At 73.7% G+C, this 14,736-nt stretch carries 11 protein-coding genes; 5 read left to right on the top strand and 6 right to left on the bottom strand.

The features are described from left to right. Window positions 1-35 precede the first annotated feature (35 nt). Window positions 36-3,968 carry an ATP-dependent RNA helicase HrpA gene (hrpA, locus tag CNO22_RS13895; protein ID WP_100499938.1) on the bottom strand — a complete coding sequence of 1,311 codons (3,933 nt, stop codon included), beginning with the start codon at window positions 3,966-3,968 and terminating at the stop codon, window positions 36-38. Between the two features lie 191 nt (window positions 3,969-4,159). On the opposite strand from hrpA, the gene CNO22_RS13890 reads away from it, so the two are divergent. Both CNO22_RS13890 and CNO22_RS13885 read left to right on the top strand, forming a co-directional pair. Next, entirely contained in the window at window positions 4,160-4,678 is a 519-nt protein-coding gene (locus CNO22_RS13890) for a MarR family winged helix-turn-helix transcriptional regulator (RefSeq protein ID WP_100499937.1), read from the top strand. Then, a complete protein-coding gene (locus CNO22_RS13885) occupies window positions 4,675-6,447 on the top strand; it encodes an MDR family MFS transporter (protein ID WP_100499936.1) in 1,773 nt (590 codons plus the stop codon). The genes CNO22_RS13890 and CNO22_RS13885 overlap by 4 nt, the downstream gene beginning before the upstream one ends. Window positions 6,448-6,505: 58 nt before the next feature. On the opposite strand, the gene CNO22_RS13880 is transcribed toward CNO22_RS13885, so the two are convergent. Together CNO22_RS13880 and CNO22_RS13875 are read right to left on the bottom strand one after the other, a co-directional pair. Further along, window positions 6,506-7,675, bottom strand: coding sequence for a zinc-dependent alcohol dehydrogenase (locus CNO22_RS13880; RefSeq protein ID WP_100499935.1), 1,170 nt, complete (start codon window positions 7,673-7,675; stop codon window positions 6,506-6,508). Next, a complete protein-coding gene (locus tag CNO22_RS13875) occupies window positions 7,672-8,148 on the bottom strand; it encodes a hypothetical protein (protein WP_100499934.1) in 477 nt (158 codons plus the stop codon). Before CNO22_RS13875 ends, CNO22_RS13880 begins: the two co-directional genes overlap by 4 nt. Before the next feature lie 172 nt (window positions 8,149-8,320). On the opposite strand from CNO22_RS13875, the gene CNO22_RS13870 reads away from it, so the two are divergent. Beyond that, window positions 8,321-10,114 carry an acyl-CoA dehydrogenase gene (locus CNO22_RS13870; RefSeq protein WP_100499933.1) on the top strand — a complete coding sequence of 598 codons (1,794 nt, stop codon included), beginning with the start codon at window positions 8,321-8,323 and terminating at the stop codon, window positions 10,112-10,114. A 183-nt stretch (window positions 10,115-10,297) separates the two neighbouring features. Here the strand turns inward: CNO22_RS13870 and CNO22_RS13865 are convergent, their stop codons facing one another. Continuing rightward, window positions 10,298-10,480, bottom strand: a complete 183-nt coding sequence (locus tag CNO22_RS13865; RefSeq protein WP_100499932.1) for a hypothetical protein — start codon at window positions 10,478-10,480, stop codon at window positions 10,298-10,300. A gap of 194 nt (window positions 10,481-10,674) precedes the next feature. Between CNO22_RS13865 and CNO22_RS13860 the strand changes: the two genes are divergently transcribed. Continuing rightward, window positions 10,675-12,120: an MFS transporter gene (locus CNO22_RS13860; RefSeq protein WP_100499931.1), complete on the top strand. Its 1,446-nt coding sequence runs from the start codon at window positions 10,675-10,677 to the stop codon at window positions 12,118-12,120. Window positions 12,121-12,218: 98 nt separating this feature from the next. Continuing rightward, a complete protein-coding gene (locus CNO22_RS13855; RefSeq protein WP_100499930.1) occupies window positions 12,219-13,262 on the top strand; it encodes a YihY/virulence factor BrkB family protein in 1,044 nt (347 codons plus the stop codon). 123 nt (window positions 13,263-13,385) lie between these two features. Here the strand turns inward: CNO22_RS13855 and CNO22_RS13850 are convergent, their stop codons facing one another. Continuing rightward, window positions 13,386-14,093, bottom strand: a complete 708-nt coding sequence (locus CNO22_RS13850; protein WP_100499929.1) for a hemerythrin domain-containing protein — start codon at window positions 14,091-14,093, stop codon at window positions 13,386-13,388. Between the two features lie 180 nt (window positions 14,094-14,273). Further along, the coding region (locus CNO22_RS13845) for an MCP four helix bundle domain-containing protein (RefSeq protein WP_232807023.1) at window positions 14,274-14,736 on the bottom strand (463 nt) is incomplete at its 5' end.

The following is a 14,736-nucleotide window of genomic DNA, read 5'->3' as shown; positions in this document are numbered from 1 at the left end:
CGTGAGCTGGCGAAGGGTGGGGAGGACGGGGTCCTTCAGGCGATGAGCGCGTCGATGGCCTTGTAGACCCGCTGCTCAGAGACCGGGCGCGGGGTGCCGACGCCCTGTGCGAACAGGCTGACCCGCAGCTCCTCGAGCATCCAGCGGACCCGGGCGACCGGGTCGTCCGGCGCGCCGGTCGACGGCACCTGGGCGCGCAACTGCTCGTACTCGGCCGTCACCGCCGCGACCTGCTGCATCCACAGCTCGTCGCGCACCGCGTTGGCCGGCAGCTTCTCCAGCCGGTGCGCCATCCCCTTCAGGTAGCGCACCAGGTCCGGCAGCCGGCGCCGTCCGGCCGCGGCGACGAAGCCGCGGTGCAGCAGGCCGCCCATCTGCCGGCGCAGGTCGGCGATCGCCGCCTCGGGCACCCGCCGTCCGGGCGCCGCACCGATGGCGACGGCGACCTCGCGGGCCTGCACGAGCACCGCCTCGACCCGCCGCACGGTGTCGGTGGTCAGCGGCAGCAGCTGGGCGCGGGCGGTCTGCACCAGGGCGGCGAAGCCGGCCTGGTCGCGCGGCGGCCCGCCGATGGCGGCGATCAGCTCGTCGGCGACCGCGTCCACGCAGTCGTCGACCAGCGCGGGGATCTCGCCGTCCGGGTTGAACTGCAGCGCGAGCCGGGTGGTCGGGGACATCCCCTTCACCACCTGGCGGGTGGGCGAGCCGGTGACGAGCACCAGCAACCGCCGCGCTCCGCGCCAGGTCAGCCGGGCGGCCTCGACCTCGGTGGCGACCACGCGGACGCCGACCGTCGTCCCCTCGTCGACCAGCGCCGGGTACGCGGTGACCACGTGCCCGCCCCGACGGACCTCGACGGTGCGCGGCAGCGTGCCGAACGTCCACGCGGTCTGCCCGGTGCGCTCGACGTCGGAGGCGGCTGCGGCCAGGCTGGCGCGGGCCTGCGGCGCCACCTGGACCTTGAGCGCCCGTAGGTCCTTGCCGGTGGCCAGCGGCCGGTGCCGGTCGTCGACGACCCGGAAGGTGGCCCGCAGGTGGTCGGGCACCTGGTCCGGAGTCCAGGCGTCCGGGGGGACGACGACCCCCGCGGCCCGCCGCAGCTCGCGCTCCAGCGCCGGCAGCAGCGGCTCGGCCGGCGCGATGTGCGGCAGCAGCTCGCGCACCCGGTCCGGGATCGGGACGAGCGCGCGGCGCAGCTGCTTGGGCAGGGTGCGCAGCAGCGCGGTGACCAGCTCCTCGCGCAGCCCCGGGACGGTGAAGGCCAGCGACTCCCCGCCGGTCCGCTCCGCGACGGTGTCGAGCACGGCCAACGGGACGTCGACGGTGACGCCGTCGGTCGGGGTGCCCGGCGCGAACGCGTAGGACAGCGGGAGGGTGAGCCCCTGGCTCAGCGGCACCTCGTCGGGGAAGTCCTCGACCCGCACCTGCCCGGCCGCCGCGGCGTTGGTGAGCATCTCCGGGGTGAAGGTGAGCAGGTCCGGTTGCTCGTGCCGGGCGCGCTTCCACCAGCGGTCGAAGTGCCGGGTGGAGACGACGTCGGCCGGGATCCGGGCGTCGTAGAGCTCGAACAGCGTCTCGTCGTCCACCCGGATGTCGCGGCGGCGGGCCCGCTCCTCGAGCTCGGCGACCCGCTGCATCGCCTTCTGGTTGTCGTGCCAGAAGCGGTGGTGCGTCGTCCACTCGCCCTCGACCAGGGCGTGCCGGATGAACAGCTCCCGGGAGACGACCGGGTCGATCGAGCCGTACTGCACGCGCCGGCCGACGACCAGCGGGATGCCGTAGAGGGTGACCCGCTCGGTGGCGACGACCGAGCCGCGCTTGGCGTCCCAGCGGGGCTCGGAGTACTGCCGCTTGACCAGGTGGTCGGCCAGCCGCTCGACGAGCTCGGGGTCGATGCGGGCGACGGTGCGGGCGAACAGCCGGCTGGTCTCCACCAGCTCGGCAGCGACCACCCAGCGCGGCGGCTTCTTCGCCAGCGGCGTGCCCGGCGCGATCACGAAGCGGGCGTTGCGGGCACCGAGGTACTCCCGCCCGCGACCACGGTTCTTGGCGTCCTCCACCTGCAGGCCGACGTGCGACAGCAGCCCGGACAGCAGTGCGGCGGAGATGCCGCGCTCGTCGGGCTCGGTCGCGAGCTCGCCGACGCCCATGCCGAGCCGGCGGGCGGTGCTGCGCAGCTGGCCGTAGAGGTCCTGCCACTCGCGGATGCGCAGGTAGTGCAGGAACTCCCGCTTCAGCGTGCGGCGGAACTGGCTGCCCGAGAGCGCCTCCTGCTGCTCGCTGACGTACCGCCACAGGTTGAGCAGCGCGAGGAAGTCGGAGTTCTCGTCGGCGAACCGGGCGTGCGCGGTGTCGGCGGCCTGCTGGTGCTCGCCGGGCCGCTCGCGCGGGTCCTGGATGGTCAGCCCGGCCGCGATGACCAGGACCTCCTCCAGCACGCCCCGCCGGTCGGCCTCGACCACCATCCGGGCCATGCGCGGATCCAGCGGCAGGGCGGCCAGCACGCGGCCGGTCGGGGTCAGGGCGCCGTCGTCGGCGAGGGCACCGAGCTCCTCGAGCAGCGCCACGCCGTCGGCGACCGCGCGGCGGTCCGGCGGGTCGATGAACGGGAAGTCCGCGACGTCGCCCAGATCGAGCGCGGCCATCTGCAGCAGCACCGAGGCCAGGCTGGTGCGCAGGATCTCCGGGTCGGTGTACTCCGGCCGGCTCTCGAAGTCCTCCTCGGTGTAGAGCCGGATCGCGATGCCCTCGGAGGTGCGCCCGCAGCGGCCGGAGCGCTGCCGCGCCGAGGCCTGGCTGATCGGCTCGATCGGCAGCCGCTGCACCTTCAGCCGGGAGCTGTACCGGGAGATGCGCGCAGTGCCCGGGTCGACGACGTAGCGGATGCCCGGCACGGTCAGCGAGGTCTCGGCGACGTTGGTGGCCAGCACGATCCGCCGTCCGGTGTGCGGGGCGAAGACCCGGTGCTGGTCGGCGGCGGAGAGCCGGGAGTAGAGCGGCAGCACCTCGGCCGAGGGGAGGCGCTCGGCGAGGACGTCGGCGGTGTCGCGGATCTCCCGCTCGCCGGCGAGGAACACCAGGACGTCGCCCGGGCCCTCGGCGACCAGCTCGTCGACGGCGTCGGCGATCGCGGTGACCTGGTCGCGGTCGGGGTCGGCGTCCGGATCGTCGGGGTCGACCACCGGGCGGTAGCGGACCTCGACCGGGTAGGTGCGCCCGCTGACCTCGACGACCGGGACCTCGGCTCCCTCGACCGAGAAGTGCTTGGCCACCCGCTCGACGTCGATCGTCGCCGAGGTGATGACCAGCTTGAGGTCGGGCCGCCGGGGCAGGATCTGCGCCAGGTACCCGAGCAGGAAGTCGATGTTGAGGCTGCGCTCGTGCGCCTCGTCGATGATGAGGGTGTCGTACTGGCGCAGCAGCCGGTCGCGGCCGATCTCGGCCAGCAGGACGCCGTCGGTCATGACCTTCACCAGCGTCGTGTCGCCGACCTGGTCGGTGAAGCGCACCTTCCAGCCGACGACCTCGCCCAGCGGGGTCTCCAGCTCCTCGGCGATCCGCTCGGCGACGGTTCGCGCGGCGATCCGCCGCGGCTGGGTGTGCCCGATCCGGCCCCGCACGCCGCGGCCGAGCTCGAGGGCGATCTTGGGCAGCTGGGTGGTCTTGCCCGACCCGGTCTCCCCGGCCACGACGACCACCTGGTGCTCGCGCAGCGCGGCGGCGATGTCGTCGCGGCGCGTGCTGACCGGCAGCTCGGCCGGGTAGCGCACCGTCGGGACGGCGGCACGCCGACGGGCGATCCGCTCCTCGGCGGCCGCGACGTCGGCGGCGATCCTGGCGCGCTGCCGGGCCCGCGCCTCGGCGTCCCGCGTCTTCCGGGTGCCGTCGAGCCGGCGGCGGAGCCGGTGCTCGTCCTCGAGGGTCAGACCGGCCAGCCGCGCGCGCAGGTCGTCGGGCGGGGTGGTCACGACGGTCTCCTCGATCGGGGCAGGGGGGCGCAGTCGCGGGCGGACGGCGGACGGCGCGGTCTCCAGGATCGCACCGGACTCCGCCGCGCGGACGTGGTCCGCCTCACTTGCATGCGCCGTACAACTGGTTGCTTGATGGGCACAACCGCTTGTACGGTGCACGTTCCGTCCGTCGTCCCTGGGAGTCGCCCGTGCCGTCGTCCCCCGCCGTGCCCGGCCCCGCCGCGCCCGGCGATGACCGGCTCGCCGACCTGCGCACCCTGGGCGAGCAGCTGCCGCGGTTCATGCGGCTGGTGCACGCCCTCAAGGCGGGTCAGGCCGCCGAGGGCCGGGCGGCACTGGTCCTGCTGTTCCCGCTCGACCGGCTGGGCCCGCTGCGCCAGGGTGCCCTGGCCGAGCTCGTGCACGCCGACCCCTCGACGGTCAGCCGGCACGTGGCCACGCTGATCGAGCAGGGCCTGGTCCACCGCGTCGCCGACGAGACCGACGGACGGGCCAGCCGGCTGGTCGTCACCGACGCCGGCCGGGCAGCGCTCGCCCAGGTCCGCGCCGAGCGCGAGGCCCACCTGGCCCGCGTGACCGCCGACTGGCCGGCCGCGGACCTCACCGCCCTCACCCACCTGTTCGGTCGTCTCCTCGACGACCTCGCCGCATCCCTCCCCACCGAGCCCACCGTCGTGCCGGTCGCCTCCAGCAGAGAGAAGTCATGAGCCAGAGCACCCGCGCCAGTGCGGCCGAGCGGAGGGACGCCCGGGAGGCGGCCTCCGCACCCGGCGCGGACGGCACCTTCACCCACCGGCAGATCCTGACGATCATCGTCGGGCTGATGGTCGCGATGTTCCTCGCGGCCCTCGACCAGACCGTCGTCGCGACCGCGATCCGCACCATCGCCGACGACCTGCAGGGCTACGACCTGCAGGCCTGGGCGACCACGGCCTTCCTCATCACCTCGACGATCTCGACGCCGCTGTACGGGAAGCTCTCCGACATCTACGGCCGGCGGCCGTTCTACCTGTTCGCGATCGCCGTGTTCGTCCTCGGCTCGGTGCTCTGCGGCATCGCCGACTCGATGTACCAGCTGGCCGCCTACCGGGCGGTGCAGGGCATCGGCGCCGGCGGGCTGATGTCGCTGGCGTTGGCGATCATCGGTGACATCGTGCCGCCGCGGGAGCGCTCCCGGTACCAGGGGTACTTCATGGCCGTCTTCGGCACCTCCAGCGTGCTGGGCCCGGTCATCGGCGGCTTCTTCGCCGGCCAGGGCTCGCTGCTGGGCCTCGACGGCTGGCGCTGGATCTTCCTGATCAACGTGCCGCTGGGCGCGCTCGCCTTCGCCGCCGTCTTCAAGGTGCTGCACCTGCCGTACGAGCGCCGCGAGCACCGCATCGACTGGCCGGGCGCGCTGGCGCTGGTCACCTTCCTGGTGCCGCTGCTGATCATCGCCGAGCAGGGCCGGATCTGGGGCTGGACGTCGGGCCGCGCGCTGGTCTGCTACGCCATCGGCGCCGTCGGCTTCGTCGCGTTCGTCCTGGCCGAGCGGGCCTACCGCGACGAGGCACTGCTGCCGCTGCGACTGTTCCGCAACCGCAGCTTCACGGTCGCCAGCGTGGGCAGCGTGGTGGTGGGTGCCGGCATGTTCGGCGGCCTGCTGCTCCTCCCGCAGTACCTGCAGATCGTGCACGGCTCGAGCGCGACCGTCGCCGGCCTGCAGATGATCCCGCTGGTCGCCGGGATCATGACCGGCGCCATGAGCTCGGGCATCGCGATCTCGAGGACCGGTCGGTACCGGGTCTTCCCGCTGGCCGGCACCGTCCTGATGACCGTGGCCCTGGTGTCGATGTCCTTCATCGTCGGCGCCGAGACCTCGATCTGGGCGCTGGTGCCGTTCATGGTCATGCTCGGCGTGGGCCTCGGCTTCAACTTCCAGCCAGCGGTGCTCGCGGTGCAGAACGCCGTCTCCCCGGGGGAGATGGGCGTGGCCACCTCCTCGGTGACTTTCTTCCGGCAGATGGGCGGCACGATTGGCACCGCCGCCTTCCTCTCCCTGCTGTTCAGCCGGCTGCCGGGGCAGATCGAGCAGTCGGTCGCCGAGACGGCGGCCGGCGACCCGCGTGTGGCGCAGGCGCTGCAGAGCGGTCAGCTGCCGGCCGGCACGGACCTGTCGGACACCTCGTTCATCCAGGAGCTGCCCGACTACCTCGCGCTGCCCTTCAAGACCGGCTTCTCCGACTCCATCGACCTGGTGTTCCTCATCGCCGCGGTCGTCGTCGCCCTCGGGTTCTTCGTGTTCCTGTTCCTGCCGCAGCTCGCCCTGTCGGACAAGTCCGGCATACAGGCCGCTCGCGAGGCGGCGCGGCAGACGACCGGGGACCCGGCCGCGGACGAGCCGGCCGAGCAGGCCACGCAGGCGGTCGGCGCCGCGGCACCGACGTCCACCGCTCCCCCGCTCGGCCGGCCCGGGAACGCATCGCCCCGCGCCTGACCGACGGACACACGGCAGTGGCCCTCTCCCGTGACGGGAGAGGGCCACTGCCGTGTTCTCAGGGCACGAAGACCGAACGCACGCAGCCGTCGGTCTTGTCCTTGAACATCCGGTAGCCCCGCGGCGCCTCCTCCAGCGGCATCACGTGGGTGGCCAGGTGCTCGGTGGTGAGCTCGCCGCGGGCCATGTGCTCGAGGATCCGCGGCATGTAGCGCTGACCGTGCACCTGGGCGCCGCGCACGGTCAGGCCCTTGTTCATCAGCGCGCCGAGCGGGAACTTGTCCACCATCAGCGCGAAGACGCCGAGCACGAAGACGCTGCCGCCCTTGCGGCAGGCCAGGATCGCCTCCCGGACGGCGGAGGGCCGGTCGGTCTGCAGCCGCAGCTGCTGCTTGACCTGGTCGTAGGCACCCTGGATGCCCGAGCTGTGCGCCTCCATGCCGACCGCCTCGATGCAGACGTCGGGCCCGCGGCCACCGGTCACCTCGCGCAGCTCGGCCAGGACGTCGGTCCGCGAGTAGTCGATCGTCTCGGCGCCGACGTGCTCGCGGACCTGGGCCAGCCGCTCGGGCAGCCGGTCGATGACGTACACCCGCTCGGCGCCCAACAGCATCGCGGCCCGGGCCGCCATCTGACCGACCCCGCCGGCGCCCCACACCGCGACGACGTCCCCCGGCTTCGTGCCGGCCAGGTCGGCGCCCATCCAGCCGGTGGAGACCGCGTCGGAGGCGAACAGCGCCCGCTCGTCGCTCACCTCCTCCGGGACGACGAAGGCGCCGACGTCGGCGTACGGGACCCGGACGTACTCCGCGTGGCTGCCCGCCCAGCCGCCCATCGCGTGCGAGTAGCCGAAGCAGCCGCCCGGGCTCTGGCCCCACAGCGACTCGGTGATCCCCGGGTTGGGGTTGCCGTTGTCGCAGAGGCTGTAGAGCTCCTGCCTGCAGTACCAGCAGTGCCCGCAGGCGATGAACGAGTTGACGACGACGCGGTCGCCCACCTTCCGCTCTCGTACGCCCCTGCCGACCTCGACCACCTCGCCCATGAACTCGTGGCCGAGCACGTCGCCGACCCGCATGAACGGGATGTAGCCGCCGAGCAGGTGCAGGTCCGAGCCGCAGGTGGTGGTGCGCCGCACCCGCAGGATGACGTCGTGGTCGTTGAGGATCTGCGGGTCCGGGACGGTCTCCACCGACACCTCGTTGACCCCGGTCCAGGTCGCCGCCCTCACAGCACACCCTCTCCCCCGGCGCGCCGGGTCATCCCCTCCAGCGCCGCCCCCTGCGGCGTCGGCCGGCGGACCCCGTGCGGCGCGGGGTCCACCCGCAGCACCTCGCCCACCTCGATCAGCTGCTTGCTCTCCCGCAGCGCGGATCGCAGCGCACGCAGGTCGTCATCCGACGGCCGGTCCCGGTAGCGCGCGGCGAGCTCGGTGCCGCGGTCGCCGGGCGCGGGCGTGATGCGCAGCTCGACGCGGTCGCCGAGCGCGGCCAGCGGTGCGGGGAGGTCCGCCCCCGTGCCCACCTGCTCCGGCGAGCACAGCACGGTGACCGCCCGCCAGCGGCGGGCGGCGGTCTCGGGGTCCTCGGTGGTCGAGGACTGCCCCAGGCCGGGCAGCCGCACGTGCTGGAGGCGGCCGAGCAGCGCCCCTCCTGCCTCCGTGGCGGCTCCCCGCAGGGAGTCGAGGATCCTGGGCACGGCCATGACGCGTCCTCCCGGCGTCGACGTGTGTGGGCGCGGGCTACCCAGGACGCCGACGGCACGAACCGGACGGGAGGTCGCCCGCAGGCCCGCGGCCCGCCGTCCCCACCACGTCCTACTGTGGCGGCACCGGGCGGACGTGACCCGGGTCCCTGCCGTCCCGCATGGAGGCGTCGTGCGCTCGTCGTTGATCCTGTCCCGCCGCGACCTCGACTTCCTGCTCCACGAGTGGCTGGACGTCGAGGGCCTGGTGAAGCGCCCGCGCTACGCCGAGCACTCGCGGGAGACCTTCGACGCGGTGCTCGACCTCGCCGAGCAGATCGCCACCGACCACTTCGCGCCGCACAACCGGAAGGCCGACGAGAACGAGCCGCGGATGGTCGACGGCAGGGCCGTGCTGATCCCCGAGGTGAAGCAGGCGCTCGACGTCTTCGTCGAGGCCGGGCTGATGGCCGGGGAGTTCGACGAGGAGTACGGCGGCATGCAGCTGCCGCACGTCGTCGGCCAGGCGGTCTTCGCCTGGTTCAAGGCCGCCAACGTCGGCACGTCGGCCTACCCGTTCCTCACCATGAGCAACGCCCGACTGCTGCTCGCCCACGGCAGCCGGGAGCAGATCGACACCTACGTGCGCCCCGAGATCGAGGGCCGCTGGTTCGGGACGATGGCGCTGTCGGAGCCGCAGGCCGGCTCGTCGCTCGCGGACATCACCACGAAGGCCGTGCCGCAGGACGACGGCACGTACCGGCTGACCGGCAACAAGATGTGGATCTCCGGCGGCGACCACGAGCTGACCGAGAACATCGTCCACCTGGTCCTGGCCAAGATCCCCGGCGGCCCGCCCGGGGTGAAGGGCATCTCGCTGTTCGTCGTCCCGAAGTTCCTCGTGAACGAGGACGGGACCCTCGGTGAGCGCAACGACGTCGTCCTGGCCGGCCTGAACCACAAGATGGGCTACCGGGGGACGACGAACACGCTGCTGAACTTCGGCGAGGGAGTGCACACCCCGGGCGGCCGGCCCGGCGCCGTCGGCCACCTGGTGGGCGAGCCGCACCGCGGCCTCACCTACATGTTCCACATGATGAACGAGGCGCGGATCGGCGTCGGGATGGGCGCGACCGTGCTGGGCTACACCGGCTACCTGCACGCCCTCGAGTACGCCCGCACCCGCACGCAGGGCCGCCCGGCGGGCGCCAACGACCCCGCGTCCCCCGCCGTGCCGATCATCGAGCACCCCGACGTGCGCCGGATGCTGCTGGCCGCCAAGTCCTACGCCGAGGGCGGCCTGGCCCTGGGGTTGTACTGCGCCCGGCTGGTCGACGAGGAGCAGACCGCGGAGACCGAGGAGGAGCGCGCCCGCGCCCACCTGCTGCTGGACACCCTGACGCCGATCGCCAAGGCCTGGCCCTCGCAGTGGGGCCCGGTCGCCGACGACCTGGCCATCCAGGTACACGGCGGCTACGGCTACACCCGCGACTACCCGGTCGAGCAGTTCTACCGGGACAACCGGCTCAACCCGATCCACGAGGGCACGAACGGCATCCAGGCGCTGGACCTGCTCGGCCGCAAGGTGGTCGCCCAGGACGGGGCCGGGCTGCGGCTGCTCGGGGAGACGATCAGCGCGACGACGGCCCGCGCCGCCGGCACGCAGTGGGCCGGGTTCGCCGCCGACCTGGACGCCGCGGTGGCCCGGATGGGCGAGGTGACCGCCACGCTGTGGGGCACCGGCGACCCGGACCTGGCGCTGGCCAACGCCAGCGTCTACCTGGAGGCCACCGGCCACCTGGTGGTCGGCTGGCTGTGGCTGGAGCAGGCGCTGGCCTGCGAGGGCTCGACCGACGCCTTCCACGAGGGCAAGCGCGCAGCGGCCCGCTACTTCTGGCGGTGGGAGCTGCCGCGCACCCGCGCCCAGTTTGACCTGCTCGAGTCACTGGACCGCACGGTGCTCGACACCGACGAGGCCTGGCTCTGACGGAGGACCCCCGGACACACCCGCGCCCCGCGACTCCGGACAGGAGGCGCGGGGCGCGCTGGTGAGGTGCTGGAACGGCCACCCTTCAGGGCCCACCGGCCCCGTCCCGGGTCCCACCCTGAGCCTGCGAAGGGTGGGGAGGACGGGGTCCTTGTACGAGGCGTGGTGAAGGGTGGTCCTCTTTCAGGCGGCGCGGGCACCCACCGGTTCGCCGGTCGCGGTCCGGGTGGTGGCCGGGCGGGCCGGGACGGCCTTCGCGGCGCGCTGCTCACGCTCGTACCGCGCGGTCGAGGACGTCCCCAGCCCGATCACCAGTGCGGTCAGGACCAGAAAGCCGACGAGGGTCACGGTCGGCCACAGCACCATCAGTCAAAACCCCTTTGTGCACAGAAGTCGCCGCTCGGGGCGGAGCCCCCGCGGCACGTCGTCGTCGCACCGGGTCTACCCCAGCCGGCCGCCGTCTCAATCCTCGGGTGCGGTGCTCCACCCGATGGGGTGTGACCGATTGCACGCATCCCGGCAGGCGCGCCCGGTGACACCGGGCGTGGTCTGATCCCCCGGTGTCCCGCGGCGCCGACGACGAGCAGCGCACGCCGCGGCCGGCGGTGCTGGTCGCCGTCCTGGCGCTCGGCACGACCGCCCTGTCGCTCATGCAGAGCCTCGTCGTCCCGCTGCTGCCGGCCATCGCCACCCAGCTGGGGGTCTCGGCCAACGCCGCCGGCTGGGTCCTGACGGCCAACCTGCTCGCCGCCGCCGTCGCCACACCGGTGCTGGGCCGCCTCGGGGACACCTGGGGCGAGCGCCCGGTGGCACTCGGCGTGCTCGCGGCCATGTCGGTGGGCACGCTGCTGGCGCTGGTCACGACCTCGCTGCCCCTGCTGCTGGTGGCGCGGGTGCTGCAGGGCGCCTCCTACGGCCTGTTCCCGCTGGCCATCAGCGTGCTGCGCCGCGAGCTGCCCGCCGCCCGGCTCGACGTCGCGATGTCGGTGGTGAGCAGCACGCTCGCGGTGGGCGGCGTCGTCGGCCTGGTGGCCGCCGGGGTGCTCACCCGGGACGGCGGCGACTACCACCGCCCCTTCTGGATCGGGCTGGTCGTCTGCCTGGTCACGCTGGTGCTGACGGCGGTCGTCCTCCCGCGCCGCGCGGCCACCGGGTCCGGCCGGGTCGACTGGGCCGGCGCCGCCGTGCTGGCCGCGGGGCTGGTGCTCCTGCTGCTGCCGGTCTCGCAGGGCAACGCGTGGGGGTGGACGTCGCCGGGGACGCTGGGCTGTCTGGCCGGGGCGGCGCTCGTGCTGCCAGGCTGGGTGCTGCTGCAGCGGCGGCACACCCAGCCGCTGGTCCGCCCGGGCCTGCTGGCCGACCCGCGGATCGTCGTCCCCAACGTGGCCGGGTTGCTGACCGGGGTGGGGCTGTTCGCCTCCTTCCTGGTCGTCCTGCAGTACGTGCAGACGCCGCCGGAGGCCGGCTACGGCTTCGGCGCCTCGGTGCTCGAGGCCGCGGTGCTGTACCTGCTGCCCGGCGGGGTGGTCGGCGTCCTGCTCGGGCCGGTCGCCGGGAGGATCGTCGCCCGGGTAGGGGCGCTCACCACGCTGCGCGCGGGCGCGCTGTGCGGGCTGGCCGGCTTCGGCCTGTTCGCGGCGCTGCGCGACACCCCGGCGCAGGTGGTCGCCGCCGGGCTGCTCACCCAGGTGTGGGTCACCGTGGCCTACGCGGCGCTGCCCGCCCTCGTGGTGGCCGCCGTCCGCCCCGAGGAGACCGGCGTGGCCAACGCGGTGAACTCCATCGCGCGGTCGGTCGGGCAGGCGGTCGGCAGCACGGTGACCGTCGCGGTCCTCGCGGCCGGCACGGGCGCGGTGACCGGCTTCCCCGCGGCAGGGTCGTTCACCACGGTCGCCCTGATGGGGGCGGGCAGCGCGGCGGCCGTCGCCGCCGTGACGCTGGCCGGCCGGCGACGGCGGGGCGCGGACGAGGGGACCCGGCCGGTCCCGGTGCACGGCGCGGGCTGAGGTCACGGACCGGTCGCGACACACCGGCGGCGGGCATGGACCACGATCATCCGGGGCACTCAGTGCTGGATCGCTCCCCATCCGACGGAGGACTGACGATGGCCCGCTCCACCGGTCCACGTGGCAGCAGAACCGCCGCGAACGAGACCCGCTTCGCCGGCAACACCGCCGGCGACCCCGCTCCGCAGGACCCCAAGGTCAACGACACCCGGCTCGACAACGCCCCGCAGGGCGCGGACAAGAAGGCGACGACCGGCGGGACGCTGAAGCGGACGCTGAAGGAGTTCAGCGAGGACAACCTCACCGACTGGGCGGCCGCGCTCACCTACTACGGCACCCTGGCGCTGTTCCCCGCGCTGATCGCGCTGCTGTCGATCGTCGGCCTGCTGACCAACCCGGAGCAGCTCACCACCGCGCTGACGGCCGTCGTGCCCGGGCAGGCGGCCAGCACGCTGACGCCGGTGGTCGAGCAGCTCGCGGGCAACACCGCGCCGGTCGGCCTCGGTCTGGTCCTCGGTCTCGCGGCCGCCATCTGGTCGGCCTCGGGCTACGTCGGCGCGTTCACCCGCGCGGCCAACGTGGTGTACGAGACCCCCGAGGGCCGCAAGGTCTGGAAGCTCAAGCCGCTGCAGCTGCTGGTCACCCTCGTCGGCGTCCTGTTCGCCGCCCTGATCGTGGCCATGCTGGTGCTCAGCGGCCCGGTGGTCGACGCGGTCGGCAGTGCCATCGGCCTCGGCAGCACCGTGCTGACCGTGTGGAGCTGGGTCAAGTGGCCGGTGGTCGTGCTCATCGTGATGCTGATGATCGCCGTCCTCTACTACTCGACGCCCAACGTCAAGCTGCGCGGCTTCCGCTTCACCAGCCCGGGCGCCGCGGTGGCCCTGCTGGTGTGGGCGGCCGCCTCGGCGCTGTTCGCCTTCTACGTGGCGAACTTCAGCAACTACAACGCCACCTACGGCGCGCTCGCCGGTGTGATCGTCTTCCTCGTCTGGTTCTGGATCACCAACCTGGCGCTGCTGTTCGGCATCGAGCTCGACGCCGAGATCGAGCGCACCAAGGAGCTGAAGGAGGGCGTGCCGCTGGCGGAGAAGGAGATCCAGCTCGACGCCCGCGCCGAGCCCAAGGACCGGCACACGCATTGAGGACCCCGTCCTCCCCACCCTTCGCAAGCTCAGGGCGGGCCCCGGGACTGGGCCGACGGCCACACCCCTGATGGACGGCGACGGCCCCCTCCCGATCGGGAGGGGGCCGTCGTCGGCTGCGGGTCAGCGCGCCGTCGGCGGCCGGTCCCCGCGGCGGGCCGGCGGGGTCCTCTCGACCAGGCCGGCGAGCCCGGCCAGCCCCCGGCTGACCACCTCGCCGGCAGGGGCCAGCGCCGCGGGGGCACGGCGGACGACGGCGTCGACGACGTCGCGGCTGCGGTCGAGCACCGACAGCGGCAGCGCCGAGAGCGCGTTGCCCGGCGGACGGCGGGACACCGTCGGGTGCGGCCGGGTGGGTGAGATCCGGCGGACCAGCTCCCACCGGCGGCCCAGCGCCCGCAGCTCGTGCGGGTCGAGCCGCTCCTGCAGCCGCGGGAACAGCACGTCCTCCTCGTCGCGGACGTCCTCGCACAGCACCTCCACGAGCCGGGACAGCCGCTGCGCGCGACGCGGGTCGTCGTGCCCCAGCGTCTCGAGCTCGCTGACCAGCTCGTTGACCTCCTGGTGCTCCCGCTCGATGCGCAGGGTCAGCTCCTCGCCGTCGGGCAGCACCCGGCGGATCGCCGGCCAGAGCACGCTCTCCTCGGCGAAGGCGTGGCTGAAGACCAGCCGGTCGATGCGGGTGAGGACCTCCTCCTGCTCGCGGCCGGTCGTGCCGTCCAGCTCGTGCAGGAGCCGGTCCAGCTGGACGTGGTCATGGCGCTGGCGGACCAGGACGCTGCCCGGTCCCCCGAGTTCCTCGACCGACTGGTCGGCGATGGAACGGCTCACGGTGGTACCTCCCGGTGGGAACTGCGGGCCGCTCTCCTGCCCGCTGGACAGCCCGGACATGCGCCGGGCCGCACCAGCTGCTCCGGATCCTCGACACTTACCGCGCCGACGGTCGACCCGGAGGCGTGCGCCGTCCCCGGAGTCCCCGCCGCCCCGGCACAGGGGGGCGGTCGGGAGGGGTCAGCGCACGAAGCTGGTCACCGTGGTGCGCAGCTCGGCGGCCATGCGGGAGAGCTCCTCCTCCGGCAACCCCCCGGCCGCGTAGGCCGACACGGCCTCGCCGAACGCCGCCTGGACGGCGGGCACCGTCTCCAGGACCGCCTGGGCGCCGCCGGGCGAGCCGGCGACGAGCGCGTCCCTCGTGAGGACCTGCACGTCGACGATCGCGGCGCGCATGTCACCGGCGGCGGCGATGCGCAGCAGGTTCTCCTGGTACAGCCGCTCGGTGTGCGCCGCGGTCGTGCTCAGCCCTTGGAGGCCGAGGACGCCGACGAGGACCGAGACCAGCGTCGAGAAGGCGACCAGCGCCAGCACCTTGGTCCGGGTGCTGCGGTCGAACCACCACTGCAGGGGCCGGATCCGGGTGATGGGCTCGTACGCCGGTTCGTCAGCTGGGTGGTGTACAAGTGAGGACTGATTAATA

This window comes from Geodermatophilus chilensis (genome assembly GCF_002802985.1).
In the GTDB taxonomy this organism is placed as follows: Bacteria; Actinomycetota; Actinomycetes; order Mycobacteriales; family Geodermatophilaceae; genus Geodermatophilus; species Geodermatophilus chilensis.
This window is presented reverse-complemented; position numbering and strand designations above follow the sequence as displayed.

Bases quoted from the DNA above. Each gene is read 5' to 3' on its own strand.
- CNO22_RS13885 (WP_100499936.1), top strand. From the start codon at position 4,675: ATGAGCCAGAGCACCCGCGCCAGTGCGGCCGAGCGGAGGGACGCCCGG.
- CNO22_RS13855 (WP_100499930.1), top strand. From the start codon at position 12,219: ATGGCCCGCTCCACCGGTCCACGTGGCAGCAGAACCGCCGCGAACGAG.
- CNO22_RS13865 (WP_100499932.1), bottom strand. From the start codon at position 10,480: ATGGTGCTGTGGCCGACCGTGACCCTCGTCGGCTTTCTGGTCCTGACC.
- CNO22_RS13875 (WP_100499934.1), bottom strand. From the start codon at position 8,148: ATGGCCGTGCCCAGGATCCTCGACTCCCTGCGGGGAGCCGCCACGGAG.